Origin of the sequence: Tissierella simiarum, from assembly GCF_018917865.1 — a bacterium.
In the GTDB taxonomy this organism is placed as follows: domain Bacteria; phylum Bacillota; class Clostridia; order Tissierellales; family Tissierellaceae; genus Tissierella_C; species Tissierella_C simiarum.
Genome location: NZ_JAHLPM010000012.1, coordinates 1 through 19,834 on the forward strand (window position 1 = coordinate 1; position 19,834 = coordinate 19,834).

At 31.4% G+C, this 19,834-nt stretch carries 16 protein-coding genes and 1 rRNA gene; 14 read left to right on the plus strand and 3 right to left on the minus strand.

Features of this window, described 5'->3' with window-relative positions; all coding sequences use genetic code 11:
• Positions 1 to 11 precede the first annotated feature (11 nt).
• From rrf to KQI42_RS13760, 14 genes are all read left to right on the plus strand, one after another.
• Positions 12 to 128, plus strand: a 5S ribosomal RNA gene (rrf, locus tag KQI42_RS13695).
• A gap of 182 nt (positions 129 to 310) precedes the next feature.
• Positions 311 to 739, plus strand: a complete 429-nt coding sequence (locus KQI42_RS13700) for a flavodoxin (protein ID WP_216520743.1) — start codon at positions 311 to 313, stop codon at positions 737 to 739.
• A 12-nt stretch (positions 740 to 751) separates the two neighbouring features.
• Positions 752 to 1,387 (plus strand): DUF3793 family protein, encoded by a 636-nt coding sequence (locus KQI42_RS13705; protein ID WP_216520745.1) that lies wholly within the window; start codon positions 752 to 754, stop codon positions 1,385 to 1,387.
• 150 nt (positions 1,388 to 1,537) lie between these two features.
• On the plus strand, positions 1,538 to 2,044 hold the full coding sequence (locus KQI42_RS13710; RefSeq protein ID WP_216520749.1) for a thioredoxin family protein: 507 nt from the start codon (positions 1,538 to 1,540) through the stop codon (positions 2,042 to 2,044).
• A gap of 23 nt (positions 2,045 to 2,067) precedes the next feature.
• Positions 2,068 to 3,267 carry a putative glycoside hydrolase gene (locus tag KQI42_RS13715; protein ID WP_216520751.1) on the plus strand — a complete coding sequence of 400 codons (1,200 nt, stop codon included), beginning with the start codon at positions 2,068 to 2,070 and terminating at the stop codon, positions 3,265 to 3,267.
• Positions 3,268 to 3,429: 162 nt separating this feature from the next.
• On the plus strand, positions 3,430 to 5,697 hold the full coding sequence (locus KQI42_RS13720; protein ID WP_216520753.1) for a vitamin B12-dependent ribonucleotide reductase: 2,268 nt from the start codon (positions 3,430 to 3,432) through the stop codon (positions 5,695 to 5,697).
• Between the two features lie 15 nt (positions 5,698 to 5,712).
• Positions 5,713 to 6,582, plus strand: a complete 870-nt coding sequence (locus KQI42_RS13725; RefSeq protein WP_216520760.1) for a radical SAM protein — start codon at positions 5,713 to 5,715, stop codon at positions 6,580 to 6,582.
• Between the two features lie 266 nt (positions 6,583 to 6,848).
• Positions 6,849 to 8,108 (plus strand): uracil-xanthine permease family protein, encoded by a 1,260-nt coding sequence (locus KQI42_RS13730; RefSeq protein WP_216520765.1) that lies wholly within the window; start codon positions 6,849 to 6,851, stop codon positions 8,106 to 8,108.
• 98 nt (positions 8,109 to 8,206) lie between these two features.
• Positions 8,207 to 10,915, plus strand: coding sequence for a sigma-54-dependent transcriptional regulator (locus KQI42_RS13735; RefSeq protein ID WP_246566598.1), 2,709 nt, complete (start codon positions 8,207 to 8,209; stop codon positions 10,913 to 10,915).
• A 239-nt stretch (positions 10,916 to 11,154) separates the two neighbouring features.
• Positions 11,155 to 11,466, plus strand: a complete 312-nt coding sequence (locus tag KQI42_RS13740) for a PTS sugar transporter subunit IIB (RefSeq protein ID WP_216520767.1) — start codon at positions 11,155 to 11,157, stop codon at positions 11,464 to 11,466.
• Between the two features lie 38 nt (positions 11,467 to 11,504).
• Entirely contained in the window at positions 11,505 to 12,785 is a 1,281-nt protein-coding gene (locus KQI42_RS13745) for a PTS sugar transporter subunit IIC (RefSeq protein ID WP_216520769.1), read from the plus strand.
• Between the two features lie 207 nt (positions 12,786 to 12,992).
• Positions 12,993 to 14,327: a 6-phospho-beta-glucosidase gene (locus tag KQI42_RS21700; protein WP_343231697.1), complete on the plus strand. Its 1,335-nt coding sequence runs from the start codon at positions 12,993 to 12,995 to the stop codon at positions 14,325 to 14,327.
• A 110-nt stretch (positions 14,328 to 14,437) separates the two neighbouring features.
• Positions 14,438 to 14,770 (plus strand): PTS sugar transporter subunit IIA, encoded by a 333-nt coding sequence (locus KQI42_RS13755; RefSeq protein WP_216520771.1) that lies wholly within the window; start codon positions 14,438 to 14,440, stop codon positions 14,768 to 14,770.
• Positions 14,763 to 15,842 (plus strand): DUF871 domain-containing protein, encoded by a 1,080-nt coding sequence (locus tag KQI42_RS13760; RefSeq protein ID WP_216520775.1) that lies wholly within the window; start codon positions 14,763 to 14,765, stop codon positions 15,840 to 15,842. Before KQI42_RS13755 ends, KQI42_RS13760 begins: the two co-directional genes overlap by 8 nt.
• Positions 15,843 to 16,025: 183 nt before the next feature.
• Here the strand turns inward: KQI42_RS13760 and KQI42_RS13765 are convergent, their stop codons facing one another.
• The 3 genes from KQI42_RS13765 to KQI42_RS13775 all read right to left on the minus strand — a co-directional run bounded on the left by KQI42_RS13765 (position 16,026) and on the right by KQI42_RS13775 (position 19,830).
• Positions 16,026 to 17,195 (minus strand): NAD(P)-dependent malic enzyme, encoded by a 1,170-nt coding sequence (locus KQI42_RS13765; protein WP_216520777.1) that lies wholly within the window; start codon positions 17,193 to 17,195, stop codon positions 16,026 to 16,028.
• A 100-nt stretch (positions 17,196 to 17,295) separates the two neighbouring features.
• Complete coding sequence (locus KQI42_RS13770) at positions 17,296 to 18,489, minus strand: N-acetylglucosamine-6-phosphate deacetylase (RefSeq protein ID WP_216520779.1); 1,194 nt, start codon at positions 18,487 to 18,489, stop codon at positions 17,296 to 17,298.
• Positions 18,490 to 18,501: 12 nt separating this feature from the next.
• On the minus strand, positions 18,502 to 19,830 hold the full coding sequence (locus KQI42_RS13775) for a family 4 glycosyl hydrolase (protein ID WP_216520783.1): 1,329 nt from the start codon (positions 19,828 to 19,830) through the stop codon (positions 18,502 to 18,504).
• Between the last annotated feature and the right edge of the window lie 4 nt (positions 19,831 to 19,834).

Consider the following 19,834-nt stretch of genomic DNA (forward strand, 5'->3'; position numbering starts at 1 on the left):
ATTAGTTTTCGTCTGGTGACGATAGAGAGAGGGACACACCTGTTCCCATACCGAACACAGAAGTTAAGCCTCTCATCGCCGATGGTACTTGGGTGGTAACGCCCTGGGAGAGTAGGAAGCTGCCAGGCTACATATTAAATAAAAAGTTCTATTTCGTAGGTCGAAGTAGGGCTTTTTTTATTTTTGAAATAAAAACAGTAGATATTTAAAAAATCATATTATATTTAAAGAAATATCCAATATATTATAGTAAAATGGTTTTAAATGATAATCGTTATCATTCAAAACCATTAAAAGGAAGGCGATAAAGGTGAAACAAATTTCTATAATATATTGGACAGGTAGTGGAAATACAGAACAAATGGCTAATTTAATAAGTGAAGGCATAAAGGAAAAGGGAAATACTGTGAAGTTAATTACTGTTGGCGATGCAAGGCTAGAAGATGTAACAGAAGCAGATATAGTTTTGCTTGGATCACCAGCTATGGGTGCTGAAGTAATAGAAGAAGCAGAAATGGAGCCATTCGTAGAATCTATAAAATCTGAAGTTGAAGGTAAAGTATTAGGATTATTTGGATCTTATGATTGGGGAGACGGAGAATGGATGGAAAATTGGGCAGATAGAATGGCATCTTATGCAGCAAAAGTATTTGAAAGAGGATGCATAGCTCATCTATATCCAGAAGGTGAAGATGAAGAAAAATGTAGGGACTATGGTAGAAGAATTGTAGAAGCGTAGATTATAAAGGACATGACTGATTTTAAAATAAACTTTTTTAAAAAACTAGAGCAATTAAATGAAGAAGAGTATGCCGAAAAGTTTATAGGCTATTTGATTTCACCAGTTGTTACTGGAATAAAACCTTCATCTACAATTACTTTAAATGACACTAGAAGAAAGATTTATAGTTATTGGATAGAGAATGGACATAGCATACTTTCACAGTATAATTTAGAAGCAATTACTTTAAAAGAATCACAAGATAGTATAATACTACTAGTTTATGATAGATATAATCTTGATGAACATTTAAGATTGGAAAAGAATAAAAACTTTTTATGTTCTTATGGATATGGAGATCCTATTATCTTAGAAAAATGTCTAAACTGTCTAAAAAATAGAGTAAATGGTGCAGCATTTCCTCATGAAAGTGGCATATTTTTAGGCATACCTTCAGAAGATGTAGTAGGGTTTCTCAATGAAGAAGAATGTTTATTTGAAGGTTATTGGAAAGTATATAGTAATAACTATAAAGTTAAAGAAATATTTTATCTTTATGAAAAGTCAAGAGAAATTTATATTTTTAACACTTTAAGAAATAAAGGCAAAGTGATAAAAAACTTATTTAGGGATCAAAAAAATTTACTATACATGCCTACTAATTGAATTTCAACCCTCCTTAAAAAATCCTTGTTCAATTTAACTGAACAAGGATTTTTGTTTTTTCTCGTAGGTTGTAATGGGTATAAATATATAATATAATGTAGGAAGTCGAGGATTATATTTTTTTGCTGAATAATGCAAGGAGGTTTTATAATGGAAAATAAAAAATTATTTAATAAAGGAATTTCTTTTAGAGAATTCTTAGAAGAAGGAAAAGAAGAACATAGAGAAAAAACTTTAAATATCTTTAAGAATATTAACTTTGAAAATTCTCTTATAGAAAGAATTAAATCTATAAATAAAAAAGTAAATGTATTAATGGTTGCAGAAATATGGTGTCCTGATTGTATGATTAATGTACCAATAGTAGGAAAGATGGAAGAACTAAATAATTATATAAACATATCTATAGTTGATATTGAAAATAATAGAGAATTTTTTAGCAAGTATCAGGAAGAAGGTAATATTAAGATTCCTACTTTTGTGTTTTTTGATGAAGATTTTAATGAAATTGGCCATTTCATAGAAAGGCCTTCCTTAGTTAAAGAAGTGTATGGAAAGAATAATCAGGCAGAGGTAATATTAACAATGAAAAAATATAGAAACTGTGAATTTATAGAAGAAACATTGAAAGAGATTTTAAATATTATTGGCTATTAAAAGATGCTGAGTGGAGGATTACTATGCAGAATAACAAGATGAAAGAAATTTCGATATTCATAATAGCAATAATTATTACTTTCATTTTTATAGGAAACAATAAATCTTATGCTGCTGCTTCTAAGAAGAAAGATTCTATACAGGATATAATAACAGAGGTAGATTATTTAATGCAGCCTTCAACTAACTGGGCTTCATATAAAGAGAAAGTAGCAGTAAAAGGTATTTATATGACGGGTCATACTATAGGATTAAAAAGCAGATTTGATGAATTAATTAATTTCATAGATGAAAGTGAAATAAATGCAGTAATCATAGATATAAAAGATGACAAAGGAGAGATTACTTATAAATCAGATTTAGCTTTTGCTAGTGAAATTGGTGCAGATGAAATAGTGAAAGTTAAAGATTTTAGTGAAGTAATGAGTATATTAAATGATAAAAATATATATCCTATAGCTAGAATAGTTACTTTTAAAGATAGAATTGCTGCTAGTAAAAGACCGGATTTGGCTGTGAAAGCAAAGGATGGTTCTGTTTGGAGAGACAATAAAGGTGACGCTTGGTTAAATCCTTATAATAAGGATAGTTGGGAATATCCAATCAAAATAGCGGAAGAGGCTGCCTTAAAAGGATTTAAAGAGATCCAGTTTGATTATGTTAGATTTCCTACTGATGGAAAAAGATCCTTAATTGATTATGGGAAAGCTGGACAAGAAATGTTAATGCAAGATGCAATAGCAGGATTTTTAAAATATGCTAGGGAAAGATTAGAACCTCTAGGAGTTTATGTATCTGCAGATGTATTTGGTTTAGTGACTACAGTAGAAGATGATATGGGATTAGGACAGCATTTAGAAACATTGGCTACAAGTGTGGATATATTATGCCCTATGGTCTACCCTTCTCACTATGCATTGGGCAGTTATGGAGTTAAATACCCGGATGCAGACCCATATCAAATAATACATACTAGTATGTCCAAAGCTAAAGAAAGAATAGATAATATAAATACGACAGAGAATAAGGCTATACTTCGTCCATGGTTGCAGGATTTCTCAGCACCTTGGCTTAAAAAACAATATGGACCTCATTATACACCTTATGGACCAGAGCAAATTAAAGCTCAAATTAAAGCTACTTATGATTCAAATTTAGAAGAATGGATTTTCTGGAATGCAGGCAATAGGTATACAAAGGATGGATATGAAAGAAATAATTAGAAATAAAGAGGTTACACTAAATATATTAATATTTTTAAAGAAATAAGGATGTTTAGACTTAAGTTAAACATCCTTGTTTTTGACTATTTAAAGTTTAACTGATACAATATATGGTATATAAGAAATAGGAATATACAAATAGTTGTTATTGGAGGTGTGGAAGTGGCGTTTTCAAATAATGCTAAGACTGTTTTAGAAAGAAGATATTTAACTAGAGATGAAGAGGGAAATGTAATAGAAACTATAGAAGGTATGTTTAAAAGAGTTGCAGACCATGTGGCTTTAGCAGATAGTATATATAATAAAGAAGCTGATATAGAAGAATTATCTAATAATTTTTATAATGTAATGATGGAACAAGAATTTATGCCTAATTCACCTACCTTGATGAATGCTGGCAAGGAGCTGGGACAGTTATCTGCTTGTTTTGTATTACCCATAGAGGATTCTATGGAAGGTATATTTGATGCCATAAAGAATGCTGCTCTTATTCATAAAAGTGGCGGTGGAACAGGATTCAGTTTTAGTAGACTAAGACCTAAAGGAGCTACAGTAAAGTCTACTGGTGGGGTAGCTTCAGGTCCAGTAAGCTTTATGAAAGTTTTCAATTCAGCTACAGAAGCTGTAAAACAAGGGGGGACTCGTAGGGGGGCCAATATGGGTATACTAAGAGTAGATCACCCTGATATAATGGAGTTTATAGAATGTAAAAAAGATACTACAGAAATAACCAATTTTAATATTAGTGTTGGACTTACAGAAAAGTTTATGGAGGCTGTAGAAAAAGGAGAGGACTATGAATTAATAGATCCTCACAATGGAAAATCAACTGGAACATTAAATGCCAGAACAGTATATAAACATATTGTAGAAATGGCATGGAGTACAGGAGAACCAGGAATAATATTTTTAGATAGAATTAATAGAAAAAGCACTGTTCCAGGTTTGGGAGAAATGGAAAGTACTAACCCATGTGGCGAACAACCACTTTTGCCATATGAATCTTGTAATTTAGGATCAATTAATTTAGCAAAGATGATTAAAAAAGGTACAAATGGTTATGAAGTAGATTATGATAGATTAGGAGAAGTTGTAGATATTGGAGTACATTTCTTAGATAATGTTATAGATATAAATAGATATCCTTTACAAGAAATTGATGAAATGACAAGGAAAACTAGAAAAATTGGATTAGGAGTTATGGGTTTCGCTGATATGCTTTTCCATTTAGGAATTCCATATAATTCTCAACAGGGAGTAGATTTTGCTCATAAAATAATGAAGTTTATAGATGAAAGGTCGAAGAAAAAATCTCAAGAGTTAGCGGAGATAAGAGGAGTATTTCCAGCTTATGAAGATAGTATATTCTATAATGAAGGAATTAAAATGAGAAATTCAACTACAACTACTATAGCTCCAACAGGAACTATTAGTATTATAGCAGGAGCAAGCAGTGGAGTAGAACCTTTATTTGCTATATCCTTTGTGAGAAATGTTATGGATAATGATAGGTTATTAGAAGTTCATCCCTATTTTGAACAGATAGCTAAAGAAAGAGGGTTTTATTCTGAAGAACTAATGGAGAAGATTGCAGAAGAAGGTACTATTTCACATATAGAGGGAATACCGGAAGATGTAAAAAAAGTATTTGTTACAGCCCATGATGTATCACCTTTCTGGCATATAAAGATGCAAGCGGCTTTTCAAGATAATGTTGATAATGCTGTATCTAAAACTGTAAACTTTAGAAGAGAAGCTACTAGAGAAGACGTTGAAGAAGTATATATGTTAGCTTATAAATTAGGTTGTAAAGGTATAACTATATATAGAGATGGAAGTAGGGAAAACCAAGTATTATCTACCTTAAAGAAACATCCAACAATGGAACCTTTAATTGATGAAAGCGGAGTAAAACCTAGAGAAAGACCTTCTGTTACTCAAGGAATGACTGAAAAAGTTAGAGTTGGATGTGGCAATTTATATATAACTGTAAATTATGATGAAAATGGTATATGTGAAGTCTTTACCAATGTTGGCAGAGCAGGAGGATGTCCAAGTCAATCTGAAGCAACTAGTAGGTTGGTATCTGTAGCATTAAGGTCTGGAATGGACGTTAAAGAAATAATTGAACAGCTTAAAGGTATAAGATGTCATTCAACAATAAGGCAAAGAGCTACAAACAAAGATATAAAAGTATTATCTTGTCCTGATGCTATAGGTAAAGCCTTAGAAAGAGTAATGAACATTTGTGTGGAGATAGAGAATGGTTCTGCAAACGAAATGGTATATGAAATAGAAGAAGAAAAGCTTCAAGAAAAGATAAAAAATTTCGCCAATCCTTCTTCCAATTGTCCCGAATGTGGAAGTAAAATGGGCCATGAAGGGGGATGTGTAATTTGTAAAAACTGTGGATTTTCTAAATGTGGTTAAAGGAGAGATTAAGCTATGAGATATGAAGGAGCACTCTACAGACCTCCTAGTGAGGCATATAGTTTAATAATACAGGCTACTATAGGATGTTCCCATAATAAATGTACTTTTTGTTCTATGTATAAGGGAAAACAATTTAGAATTAGAAATACAGAGGAAATAATAGAAGATTTGGCTTTAGGAAGAAATCATTATAAAAATGTTACACGAATATTCTTAGCTGATGGAGATGCTTTAACCATAAAAACTGAAGAATTAGTAAAAATTCTAAAGTTTATTAAAGAAACTTTTCCAGAATGTGAAAGGGTAGGAGTATATGGTTCTCCAAAGTCTATACTAAATAAAACAAGTGAAGAATTATCTTTATTGAAGTCTTTAGGTTTAGGTATAATTTATCTAGGAATAGAGTCTGGCAGTGATAAAATATTAAAAGCTATTAATAAAGGTGTTAACTCTAAAGAAATAATAGAAGCTGGAAGAAAGGTAGTAGATTCAGACATAGAACTTTCTGTAACTCTTATCTCTGGTATAGGAGGGAAAGAAAATTCCTTAGAACATGGAATAGAGTCAGCTAGAGTTATTAATGAAATTAAGCCTAACTACGTAGGTTTGCTGACATTGTTGGTAGAAGAAGGAACACCCCTTTATGAAGACGTGGAATCTGGTAGATTTCAACTGCTAACACCTAAGGAAGTTCTGTTTGAAACTAAAAATTTAGTAGAAAGATTACAGGTAGAAAATTGTATATTTAGAAGTAATCATGCTTCTAATTATATATCCTTAAGAGGAACTTTAATGAAGGATAAAGATCTAATCTTAAGTCAAATAGAAGAAGGGCTAAAATTAAGCAGGTTAGAAGATAAAGATTTATTTAGAAGATTATAAAAAAATATTGCATATATATCTAAATAGTGTTATAATAGTTGAGAATAAAAAATGAATATAGAATCTTTAAATCAGTCCTGAGAGGCTGGCAAGATTGTAATAAGGTATTATAACCAAATTATGTTTATAAAGCTTCTTGCTGTGCCAGTAAGAAGCTTTTTTATGAGGAAAAACCAATTTTTACAATCTTATCGGACCTTTAAATCAGTCCTGAGAGGCTGATAAGGGGAGGAAAACTCTCCTTTAATTAAAAAGGAGGAATAAAAATGACAGAAAATGTAATCAAAAAAACAGAAGGCTGTGAAACTGTAGAAATAAGGCTATTAAATAATTCAAAAAAAGTGGTTTTGGCATTACAACATCTTATAGCCATGTTTGGTGCAACAGTATTAGTGCCAATATTAACAGGCTTAGATCCATCTATAGCATTATTTTCAGCAGGGCTAGGAACATTGATATTCCATGCTTGCACCAAAGGGAAGGTTCCTGCATTTCTAGGCTCATCCTTTGCATTTATTCCAGTTATATTAACTGTAAAAGAATTGTTTAATGGAGATCTTGCTTATGTTCAGGGTGGAATGGTAGTAGCAGGATTAATTTATATAGTTATGTCATTCTTAATTAAAAAGATAGGAGTAGAAAGGGTACAGAAATATCTTGCTCCACAAGTAGTAGGACCAATGATTATAGTAATAGGAATGAACTTAATACCTACAGCTTTTGGAATGGCTAAAGAAAATTTAATAGTAGCGGCTCTAACTTTAGGTACAACTCTTTTAGTAAACTTTAAAGCAAAAGGATTTATAAAGCAATTAGGTATTTTAGCAGGAGTTATAGTAGGATATACAGTGTCTTTAAAAATGGGTATTGTAAAAACTGAGATTATAGCTCAAAGTTCTATATTCGCTGTACCAGCTTTTAGACTACCTAAGTTTGATATAGGAGCTATAGCAATAATAGCACCAGTAGTATTAGCGGTATTCATGGAACATTTAGGAGATATAACGACTAATGGACAGGTGGTAGGTAAGAACTTTATAGAAGACCCAGGTTTAAATAGAACGTTATTAGGAGATGGACTAGCAACTACAGTAGCAGCGCTTATAGGAGGACCAGCAAACACGACTTATGGAGAAAATACAGGAGTATTGGCTATAACTAAGAATTACGATCCATCAATATTAAGGTTAGCGGCAGTATTTGCCATAGGATTAGGATTTATATCCAAAATAGGCGCTTTTTTATCTACTATACCAAATGCAGTAATGGGCGGAATCAGCTTAATGTTATTTAGTATGATATCCTTAATAGGAGTAAAAACAATAAAAAATGAAAAAGTTAGATTTAACTGGAAAAATATCATAGTAATCGCTACTATCTTAGCCCTTGGTCTTGGAAGTGGATTTATCGAAAAGAAATTTGGAATAACAATAGGAATTCCAATAAATGAAACAGTAAAGATTTCAGGATTAAGTTTTGCAGCTCTAATAGGTATAGTTCTAAATGCTATATTAAATAAAAAATAAATAAATATGAATAAAGCCTGCCTTTTAAGGTAGGCTTTATTCATATTTTTGCATTATTTGGTATAATGTTAGTAAAAGCTCCTATGGAGGGGATATCATTGGGGAAGATTGATGAAATATATGATACATTGCTTAAAATAGAAAGAGATAAAAAAGAAGGAGTATCTGCTATAGATATAGCAGAAATTATAAGATTAGATAGATCTAACGTAAGTAGGTATCTAAATAAATTATACAAACAAAAAAGATTAGAAAAAATTGATGGAAGACCAGTATTATATAGATCAATGAATACTAAGGATAAAGAAAGAAACAATCCAAAAATAGATCTATTACAAGAAAATAGCTTAGAAAAAATAGTAGGGGCTAAGCAAAGTTTGGCTGTACCTATTGAAAAAGCAAAAGCTGCTATTATGTATCCACCTAGAGGTCTTCATACCCTACTTCTTGGAGGAACAGGTGTAGGAAAATCTATGTTTGCAGAATTGATGTATCAATATGCTAGGGAAACGCAGGTAATAGATAAAGAAGCTCCCTTTATTAGATTTAACTGTGCTGACTATGTAGATAATCCAAATCTTTTAATAGCTCAAATATTTGGAGTTAAAAAAGGAGCATATACTGGGGCTGATAGAGATAAGGATGGATTATTGAAACAAGCGGATAGAGGAATCTTATTTTTAGATGAGATTCATAGATTATCTCCTCAGGGTCAGGAAATGTTATTTACTTATATAGATAATGGATTTTTTAGACCTTTGGGAGAAACAGAAAATTTAATTTATGTAAATGTAAGAATTATTGCTGCTACCACAGAAAATCCGAAATCTTATCTTTTACATACTTTTACTAGGAGAATACCTATGATAATAACTTTGCCAACATTACAAGAAAGGAGCTTGTCTGAAAGGTATTCTTTAATAGAAACTTTTATAAAAGAAGAATCTCATAGAGTTGGAAAGAGTATCTACATAAATAAAAATTCGATTATATCGTATTTATTATATGATTGCCCAAATAACATAGGACAGCTAAGAAGTGATATTCAATTAGGATGTGCTAAGGCATTTTTAAATTATAAATCCAATACTAATTCTTATTTACTCATAAATCAAGGAGATTTACCTAATCATGTAAGGAAAGGAATTTTAAAAATAAAAGAGCATAGAAATGAAATAGATGAATTATTAAGTTCAACTTATGACGTATTGAGGTTTAGTCAAAAGGAACAGCAAATTCAACTTAACTATGAAAAAGAAACTATAGGGGAAGATTTTTATAATATTATAGAGGAAAAAATTAATTCTCTTAAAAAAATAGGTATGGATGATCAGGATATAAATGAGATATTAAATATAGATATTGAATCCCATTTTGAAAAATATATTGGAGCCATAACTCAACGATTTAGAAAAGATGAGATAAATAATATAGTAGATAATGAAATACTTATAGTAGTAGAAGAAATATTACTATTGGCACAAAAAAACCTAGAGAAGGATTTTGATGAAAAAATTTATTTCGGATTATCTTTTCATCTAGAGAGAAGCATTGAAAGAATAAAAAAGAGGGAAAAAATATATAATCCAAAATTAAATTTTATTAGAATTAACCATGAAGAAGAATTTTTATTTGCTATGAAGGCAGCTAAAATTATTGATAGTAAATTTAACATAGAAACTCCTGTTGACGAAATAGGATATTTAGCTATGTTCTTTGCAGCAGATTCTTATGGAGAGAATAAAGAAGAGGAACCTAAAGTAGGCGTGATAGTGGCTATGCATGGTAAGAGTACGGCTAGTAGTATGGTAGAGGTAGTTAATAGTCTAATAGGGACGGAACACGTTGTATCTTTAGATATGCCTTTAACTATGAAGCCTCAAATAATGTATGAAATAACCAAGAATAAGATTCAAGAAATAGATAAAGGTAAAGGCGTAGTCATGCTAGTAGATATGGGTTCTTTAACCACTTTTGGAGATATGATCTGGGAAGAAACAGGAATCGAAGTGAGAACCATAGATATGGTAAGTACGCCAATAGTTTTAGATGTATGTAGAAAAGCAATAATGGGTTATAGTTTAGATGAAATAGTAGATTCTTTTAATAAAGAGAACTTATACAGCAAAGGTAGTGTAAATAAAAGGGTTTATAAAAAAGATATTATAATAACTGCTTGTTTTACAGGAGAAGGATCATCTAAAAAAATTGCTAGTATAGTTAAAAGTAAATTGAACAATGAAAATATAGATATATTGCCTATGAATATATTGGATAAAAAGTCTTTTGAAGATAGGGTAAATAATCTTAAAGAGAAATATACTATATTGGCTATAGTAGGAACTGTAGGCATACAATTGGAAGGTATTCCTTTTGTATCTGCTATAGAAATTCTTAATAATTCAGGAATTGAAACTTTAAATAATATAATCAATGAAGAAGAAATGTATGAAAAAATAGGAAGTTCATTAAAGGAACATTTAGTGAATATAGATGGAAGTGTAATTTCAAAGGAAGCTAAAGCTCTTATAAGGGATATTGAAAAAAAATTAAAAGTAAATGTTCCTTTAGATGTAAAAATGGGAATCACTCTTCATACATGCTTTTTAATAGATAATCTTCTTAGTGGAGTTGTTCTTAGAAAGTTTGAAGAATTAGAAGCTTTTAGAAATGAATATATTGATGAAATGAACTTAGTGAAAAAATGTTTAAGAACTATGGAAGTTAAGTATGGAATCTTAATTGGAGATAATGAAATAGCTTATATAGTTAAATTATTTATAGAAAATAACAACAGTGTGCAGTAGTGTGTAGTAATTTGCACACTGTTTTTTATCTTACTATATAAAATTGCACTGTTAGTTTGGAAAATTGAGTTAAATAAAGATGTAAAAGTTCGATTTTTACTAAGAAAAATATACTTTATAGTGAAAATACATAAATTTTTAACCAATTTTGACGAAAATATAAAATTGGCAAGGTATTTGCTATATATAATAGTACACTGATAGATTACACATAAAGGATAATAGAGAGGAGGATTTATATGTATAATATTTTATTAGTTTGTTCAGGGGGGATGTCAACTAGTCTTTTAGTAACTAAGATGGAAAAGTCTGCTAAGGATCAGGGAATAGAAGTATCTATTAAAGCTATAGGTGAGGCAGATTTAAAAAACAACTCAGAAAATATTGATATATTGCTTTTAGGACCACAAGTTAAATATATCTTACCAAGGATAAAAGAAAAGATGGAATCAAAAGGAACTATAGTAGATGTAATAAATACTGTTGATTATGGAACTATGAACGGGGAAAAGGTTTTAAATCATGCTATCAGCATGATTCAAAATAAATAAGTTATCATCTATTATTTAATGAGAAAAGGGGGATTAGCATGAATAGGTTTATAAGTTTTATGGAAAGAAAATTTGTTCCAGTAGCAGCTAAAATAGGGGGACAAAGACATTTAGTTGCAATCCGTGATGGGTTTGTTGCTATTATGGCGCTGATATTGGCAGGTTCTACAGGACTAGTATTAAAAAATACTTTGTTTAAATGGATACCTGCACTAGGGGGACTAATTCCTATCTGTGATCAAGTATGGTGGGGTTCTTTAGCTATTATGACTTTATTAGTTGTTTTTACGGTATCATATAGTTTAGCAAAGAGCTATGAAGTTGATGCTCTTGCAGCTGGAATAGTTGCAGTAGGCTCTTATTTTGCTACCTTACCTCAATCTTATGGAGATGCTGGATGGGGTTTTGTTCATTGGCAATATTTAAACGCAACTGGACTATTTACAGGACTTTTAGTTGCATTAATTGCTACTGAAATATTTGTAAAGTTAGTAAAGAAAGATGTAACTATTAAAATGCCAGAAGGTGTACCACCAGCAGTAGGTAGAGCTTTTGCAGCAGTTATTCCGGGAATGACAGCTATATTTACTTTTGGAATACTATTTTTAATAATCAATAAACTAGGGGGTAATAGTTTATATGATGTAATATATCAGACAGTTCAGAAACCATTACAAGGACTAAGTCAAGGTGTAGGTTCTGCTATGTTAGCAGCTATGTTAATTAACCTATTTTGGTCATTTGGTCTTCATGGAGCAAATATATTGGATCCTATAATGAATGCTTTATATTTACCAGCTCTTGAAGCAAATGCTGCCGCTATACAACAGGGACTAGCAGCTCCTAATGTTATCACTAGAGTTTTCTTTGATTCTTATATACATTTAGGAGGTTCAGGGGCTACATTGGCTCTTATAATTGCTATATTTATTGGTGCAAAAAAGAGAAAAGAATACAGGGAAGTAGCAAAGCTTTCAGCTCCATTAGGTTTATTCCAAATAAATGAATCAGTAATGTTTGGGCTCCCAGTAGTACTAAACCCAATGCTTTTCATACCATTTATAATAACACCAGGTGTGTTGACTCTAATAGCATATCTTGCTACAGCATCTGGATTAGTTCCACCAACATACGTTGCGATTCCTTGGATATCACCAGTAGGTATAGGAGCATTTTTAGCTACAGGTGCTGGAAGTGGTAGTTGGAGAGCTGCATTGTTAGCTATTGTAAACCTTGTAGTTGCAATATTTATCTATTTACCATTTATAAAGTTAGCTGATAGGCAGGTAAGTAAAAAGACAGAAACAAGCAGCAAATAATATATAGGAAGGGGCTCCTGCCCTTTCTTATAACCCATAGAAAAGTCTTACTTTTCCTTAATTTAGACTTACCGTAATGGGTTTCAAAAAAGGTTCTATTAATATATTGATGCCTCATATAGAAGCATTTTTATATAAATAGTCATTTAATAATATAAGTGTTTCTCTTATTTAATAAATTAAATATAGCAGAAAAGGGGAATATCTGTGAATAAATTTAATAAAAAATTTAAAATAGCAACAATAGGAGGAGGATCTTCATATACTCCAGAGTTTTTAGAAGGTCTTATTAAAAGATATGAAGAAATGCCTGTGAATGAGCTTTGGCTTGTAGATATAGAAGAAGGGAAAGAAAAACTGGAGATAATAGGTAACCTTGCAAAGAGGATGGTGGAGAAGGCAGGGGTACCTATGGAGATATATACAACTTTGAATAGAGAAGAAGCTTTAAGGGATGCAGATTTTGTAACAACACAATTAAGAGTAGGACTTCTTAAAGCTAGGGCAATGGATGAAAAGATACCACTGTCTCACGGGATGATAGGGCAAGAAACTAATGGTGCGGGAGGACTGTTTAAAGGTCTTAGGACAATACCTATAATTTTAGAAATAGCAGAAGAAATGACGAGATTATGTCCAGAGGCGTGGCTGATTAATTTTACTAATCCGGTAGGAATGGTAACACAGGCTTTATCTAAGTATTCCAAGCATAGAAAGTTTATAGGACTTTGTAATGTTCCTATTGGAATGGAACGTGGGATAGCTGAGATTATGAATATAAGTCCAGAAAGAGTAAGAATGGACTTTGCAGGATTAAACCATTTAGTATATGGATTTAATATATTTATTGATGAAGAAAATAAAACTGAAGAAGTTTTTAAAAAATATATGGAAAATTCTACTTCTATAAATATGAAAAATATTGATTCTGCTCAATGGGATATGGAATTTTTAAAGGCTTTAAAACTAGTGCCTTGTCCTTATCATAAGTATTATTATAAGACAAAAGATATGCTTCAGCTTCAATTAAATCAATTTAAGGAAGGTAAAACAAGGGCAGAAGAAGTTATTGAAACAGAAAAAGAATTATTTCATCTTTATAAAGATCCTGAATTAAAGGAAAAGCCTATTCAGCTAGAGAAAAGGGGAGGAGCTTATTATTCTGATGCGGCATGTAATCTTATAAGCTCTATATACAATGATAAAGGAGATTTTCAAGTCGTTAATACCTTAAATGGAAACACTTTAAAAGATTTTCCAGCAGACTATGCTATAGAGATAACTTGTAAAATTACAAAAGAAGGGCCTATACCTCATAAATTCATTGACGAATTTCCTATTTCCATAAAAGGACTTATACATCAAATTAAATCCTTTGAAATACTTGGAGGAGAGGCGGCAGTAGAAGGAAGTTATGAAAAAGCCCTTCTTGCTATGGTTATAAATCCTCTTATTTCTAATGATGTAGATGGTCATAAAATATTGGATGAAATGCTAGAGAAAAATAAACAATACCTTCCAAAATTTTTCGGCAAATATTAGTAATTAAACATAAAATTTGTTAAAATAGCTTTAGGATTTTAAAATTTTAAATAATTATAACTATTTATGGGAAATAGACAGCTATGTGAGAATAAAGGAGAGATATATAGATGGATTTAGAACTAATTATAATGAACATAATTAATTATAGCGGAGAAGCCAGAAGTCTTTCTATAGAAGGAATTAGTTATGCAAAGAATGGGAAGATAAAAAAGGCAAGAAACAATATAGAAGAAGCTAATGATAGACTTGCTGAGGCACATAAGAGTCAGACTCAGTTAATACAAGGGGAAGCTAGGGGAGAACAACAAGAGTTGTCTTTACTATTAGTTCATGCCCAGGATCATTTAATGAATGCCTTAACTATAAGAGATATGGCCAATGAATTTATAGACTTATATGAAAAAGTTAATATTGTTGAAGGGAGTATTGGAGATGAATAGATTAGGTGTTTCAATATATCCAGATAAATCAACGATAGAAGATAATAAGGAATATTTAAGTCTAGCTGCAAAGTATGGGTTTAGCAGAGTGTTTTTAAATCTATTATCTGTAAAGGATAAGGAAATCTTAGAAGAGTTTAAAGAAATAGTATGCTATGCTAGAAAATTAAATATGGAAGTAGTAGCTGATGTAGCACCTTTTGTTTTTAAAGATTTGGGAATAGATTATAAAGATCTAAAGATTTTCAAAGATATGGGTCTAACAGGAATAAGGTTAGATACGGGGTTTGGAGGTAATGAGGAAAGTATTATGTCTTTTAATCCTCATGGATTGAAGATTGAGTTAAATATTAGCAGTGGCACTAAATATCTAGATAATATAATGAGTTATATACCAAATAAAGACAGCATTATAGGATGTCATAATTTCTATCCTCATAGATATACTGGATTATCTAGAGAACATTTCATGGAGACTACTAAAACTTTTAAAAATTATGGGCTAAGAACGGCAGCTTTCGTATCTTCAGCTAATGCAACTTTTGGTCCTTGGGCCCTTAATGAAGGATTACCTACTTTAGAGGAACATAGAGATTTACCAATAGAGGTTCAAGCAAAGGATCTATTTAATACAGGTTTAATAGACGATGTGATTATTTCTAATTGTTATGCAACGGAAGAAGAGTTAAAGGTATTAGGGGATTTGAATAAAGATATATTAATTTTAAATGTAGAACTTTTAGAAGGGTTACCAGAGGTAGAACGGAATATAATTTTAAATGAGCTTCATTTTAATCGGGGAGATGTGTCGGAATATATGATTAGGTCTACTCAAAGTAGAGTAAAATATAAAGACCATGAGTTCAAAGTAATAAATCCTAAAGATATGGAAAAAGGAAACATAGTTATAGAAAGTAGTCTTTATGCTCACTACGCTGGAGAAATGCATTTAGTTTTAAAACCTATGAATAATAGTGGAAGAAGCAGTGTGGTGGGAAAAATTGTTGATGAAGAAGTTTACTTATTAGATTATATAAGACCATGGCAGAAGTTTATGTTAAGAGAAAAATAGGGAAATAACGGAGGAAAAGCTATTACTGTGTATAATTCAAATGCTTGGATTATACACAGCTAAAAGCAATCTTTCCTTTTATGTTAATGTTATATTCATATAAAACACCTCCTACTAAGTGGTTTTGCTAATAGGAGGTGTCTAATTCAATAATTTTTTTACTAAAAATAGTTATATAAATATCTAGATCCTAGCTACGCCAGTTTTTCTAGCTGTTTCTTCTACTGCTTTTGCGACTCTTTCTGTTACTCTTTTATCAAATGGATTTGGTATGATATATTCTGGGGTCAATTCATCATCACTGACAAGATTTCCTATTGCATAAGCTGCTGCTATTTTCATTTCTTCGTTAATTTCCTTAGCCTTTGCGTCTAATGCTCCTCTAAAAATACCTGGGAATGCCAAAACATTGTTTATTTGGTTATGAAAATCAGACCTACCAGTAGCTATTACTTTAGCCCCTGCTTCCTTTGCAACATTAGGCATAATTTCAGGGGTAGGATTTGCTAAAGCAAATATAATAGGATCTACATTCATGGATTCTACCATTTCTTTTGTTACTATATCTGGTGCTGATACTCCAATAAATACATCAGCACCTACCAAAGCATCTTTTAAGCTTCCTTGTCTTTTATATTTATTCGTTATATTAGCCATAGCTTCCTTATATTCATTATTATGAGAACCCGAATAAATAATTCCCTGTCTATCACATAATAATATATCCTTAATGCCCATAGTATTAAGCATTTTTGTAATAGCAATACCTGCTGCTCCAGCTCCATTAATTACAACAATTATATCATCAAATTTTTTATTTACTATCCTTAGTGCATTAATAAGACCAGCAATAGTAACTACAGCAGTTCCATGTTGGTCATCATGGAATACAGGTATATCTAGCTCTTTTTTTAACTTTTCTTCAATTTCAAAACATCTTGGTGCTCCAATATCTTCTAAATTAATTCCTCCAAAGGTTGGTGATATTGCTTTTACTATATTAACAATTTCATCTACATTCTTCGTATCGAGGCAAATCGGAAATGCATCTACATTAGCAAATTCTTTAAATAATATAGCCTTGCCTTCCATAACAGGCATAGCGGCCTCTGGTCCAATATCTCCTAAACCTAATACGGCACTACCATCTGTAACTACTGCTACCAAATTACTCTTTGCAGTATACTTATATACATCTTCCTTGTTTTTATGTATTTTTTTGCATGGTTCTGCTACCCCAGGAGTGTAGGCTAAACTTAGGTCTTCTTTGTTTTCTATCTTCAGCTTAGAAATCACTTCTATTTTTCCTACTCTGTCCTCATGTAATTTCAAGCTCGTTTCTTTTATATCCATGTTTCTAACCTCATTTCTATAGTTATATAAATAAAAGTTTATTTATTAAATTGTTAAAGGGGCTGTATTTAAAACTTTAAATACAGCCCTAATAATTATATTACTTAATATTTTGCTTTACACCAGCTACATATACATCTAGAAGGTTCCAGCTATCATCAATTACTAAAATATCTGCATCTTTACCAGTTTCTATAGAACCTTTAGATTCGTATACTCCAATATATTTGGCTGGATTTTCTGATGCCATTTTTACTATATCACTAATAGATGCATGTACATTTTTTACTACATTACGAACAGAGCCAAGAAAACTAAGTTCTAAGTCCTTTACTTTTTCATAGTCAGACTTATTTATATTTTCTTCTCTACCATCATCATAAACTAATTTAATATAATCTCCATTAGGAATAAATGTGCATTTACGAATATAATGATGGAAAGACTCTGTAACATGAGCTAAACCTGTACAATCTGTACTTAGTATAATACCTTCTGGTCCTTTGATTTTATAAACAATTTTAAATGCTTCAGGCTTTACAGTCATTCCTGTTTGCTTGCAAAATTCTGCATACATATCATCAAAGTACATAGCAGCTCCTGCAGTGCCTAATCTTCTATGGTGGAATCCTCTCATACCGCTAAAAGTATGGGTAAATCCTCCTAAACCAAGATCCTTTAATCTTTCAATATCTTCAAACTCTGCAGCACTATGACCTACCGAAATTTGAATTCCTTCCTTGTTTACATATTTAATAAACTCTTCGGAACCTGGAAGCTCTGGTGCCATAGTGATTAGCTTAACATTTTCTTTTCCTGCACTTTTAAAAAATCCATTTAATATTTCTATAGAAGGATTTAAACAATATTCTTCTTTTTGCATACCCTTATATTCTTTATTTATAAATGGACCTTCTAAATGAAAGCCTAGAACACAAGCACCTTTTTCAGGACTCCAACTATCTACTGCTTTCTTTCCTTCTGCAAGATAAGAGTTTATTTGCTCTATAGAGTCGGTTCCAGAAGTGGCTAGGTAAGATGTAACTCCTACCTTTACTAGCTCCTTAGACATATTTTCTATAGATTCCTTAGTACCTTCATGCCAGAAAGATCCAGTGGCCCATCCGTGAAGATGAATGTCTATAAAACCAGGTATAATAACATTATCACTATAATCAATTACGTCTTTAGACATAGGTTCTTGATAAATGCCCGTTATTTTTCCATCTAATATTTCTAAATACCCTCGTTGAAAACCTTCTGGAGTGTAAATATTCTCACAGTATAAATACATTGAATCACCCCTTTATTTCAATTTCCAATATTTACTATTAGCTTCCATTAAATCATCTAATACAGCTTTTGCATGATTTGGATTCACTACAGTTCTATTAAGAGTTAGTGCTTGAATAGCTTTTTGATAATTATTTTCTAAACAAGCTTCTACTGTAAGTTTTTCATAAGCATATTGATTTTCCAATAGACCCTTATAAAAAGTATCTACTTCTCCATAAGGATATGCTTCAGCTCCATTTTTAGTAAGCTCTCCTGCACATTCCACTATGGCATCGGCAGGTAAGTTAGGAATAATGCCTTGATTTCTTACCATAACTACAAATACTTTTCTAAGATCATATGCAATAGATTCTGCAACTTCTACCATCATATTTCCATGAACTTCACCAATAAGGAGTGGTAGTCCTTCTAGTGAATTTTGTTCTCTAGCTTGTCTGCAAATATCTAATACTTGTTTTTCTCTACCCTTTTTAGCTTCATCTGCCCTTGTAAATTCTGGATTACTTTCTTTTGCTATTTCATCTGGGAAGAAATAGTATTGTAAATAAGTGTTAGGTAAATATTCTGGGAAATGAGCCATCATTTTATTAACATTTTTATATGTTTCCAGCCAAGATGGGTCTCTTTGTTCTGCATTAAATGGTTTAAACTCATGATTTGTTAAATAATCCTTTAGCTTTGGAAGTAAATCTTCCTTGGTTGGTGTATGGTAAAGCTTTGTAAACCATCCAAAGTGGTTTAGCCCAAAATATCTAGGTTCAATATCATACATATCTACATCTAATATTTTTGCAAATGATTTGATCATTGAATAAGGCTGATCGCATATATTTAATATTTTCTTATCTTCAGGGAATACTTTATCCAATGCTACGGCAACTATAGCTGCTGGATTTGTATAATTTAATATCCAAGCCTCTGGTGCATATTCTCTTATTTTTTTAACCATATTTATCATTGGCATAATAGACCTCATGCCATAGGCAAAACCTCCTGGTCCGCAAGTTTCTTGCCCTACTAAACCATATTTTAATGGAATTTTTTCGTCATGGCTTCTCATTTCAAAATTTCCTGCTCGCATTTGACAAAATACGTAATCAGTATCTATATATGCCTTGTTTTCATCATCTGTAAATAAGAGTTCAACTTCAGGACAATGTTTCTCCATAACTAGTCTAATATAATCTTTTTGTGCATCTATACGTTCTTTGCTAATATCAAATAATATTAGCTTTTTAAGTGGAAAGCTATCTTTATAATTAACTAAGCTCCCTATTAATGCAGGGGTTCTTGTACTTCCACACCCAACTATTGTAACTACTAATTTTTCTCTGTTCATAAAT

Coding starts and splice junctions, on each gene's coding strand:
- KQI42_RS13705 (WP_216520745.1), top strand. CDS start 752: ATGACTGATTTTAAAATAAACTTTTTTAAAAAACTAGAGCAATTAAAT.
- KQI42_RS13710 (WP_216520749.1), top strand. CDS start 1,538: ATGGAAAATAAAAAATTATTTAATAAAGGAATTTCTTTTAGAGAATTC.
- KQI42_RS13715 (WP_216520751.1), top strand. CDS start 2,068: ATGCAGAATAACAAGATGAAAGAAATTTCGATATTCATAATAGCAATA.
- KQI42_RS13725 (WP_216520760.1), top strand. CDS start 5,713: ATGAGATATGAAGGAGCACTCTACAGACCTCCTAGTGAGGCATATAGT.
- KQI42_RS13730 (WP_216520765.1), top strand. CDS start 6,849: ATGACAGAAAATGTAATCAAAAAAACAGAAGGCTGTGAAACTGTAGAA.
- KQI42_RS13740 (WP_216520767.1), top strand. CDS start 11,155: ATGTATAATATTTTATTAGTTTGTTCAGGGGGGATGTCAACTAGTCTT.
- KQI42_RS13745 (WP_216520769.1), top strand. CDS start 11,505: ATGAATAGGTTTATAAGTTTTATGGAAAGAAAATTTGTTCCAGTAGCA.
- KQI42_RS13755 (WP_216520771.1), top strand. CDS start 14,438: ATGGATTTAGAACTAATTATAATGAACATAATTAATTATAGCGGAGAA.
- KQI42_RS13760 (WP_216520775.1), top strand. CDS start 14,763: ATGAATAGATTAGGTGTTTCAATATATCCAGATAAATCAACGATAGAA.
- KQI42_RS13765 (WP_216520777.1), bottom strand. CDS start 17,195: ATGGATATAAAAGAAACGAGCTTGAAATTACATGAGGACAGAGTAGGA.
- KQI42_RS13770 (WP_216520779.1), bottom strand. CDS start 18,489: ATGTATTTATACTGTGAGAATATTTACACTCCAGAAGGTTTTCAACGA.
- KQI42_RS13775 (WP_216520783.1), bottom strand. CDS start 19,830: ATGAACAGAGAAAAATTAGTAGTTACAATAGTTGGGTGTGGAAGTACA.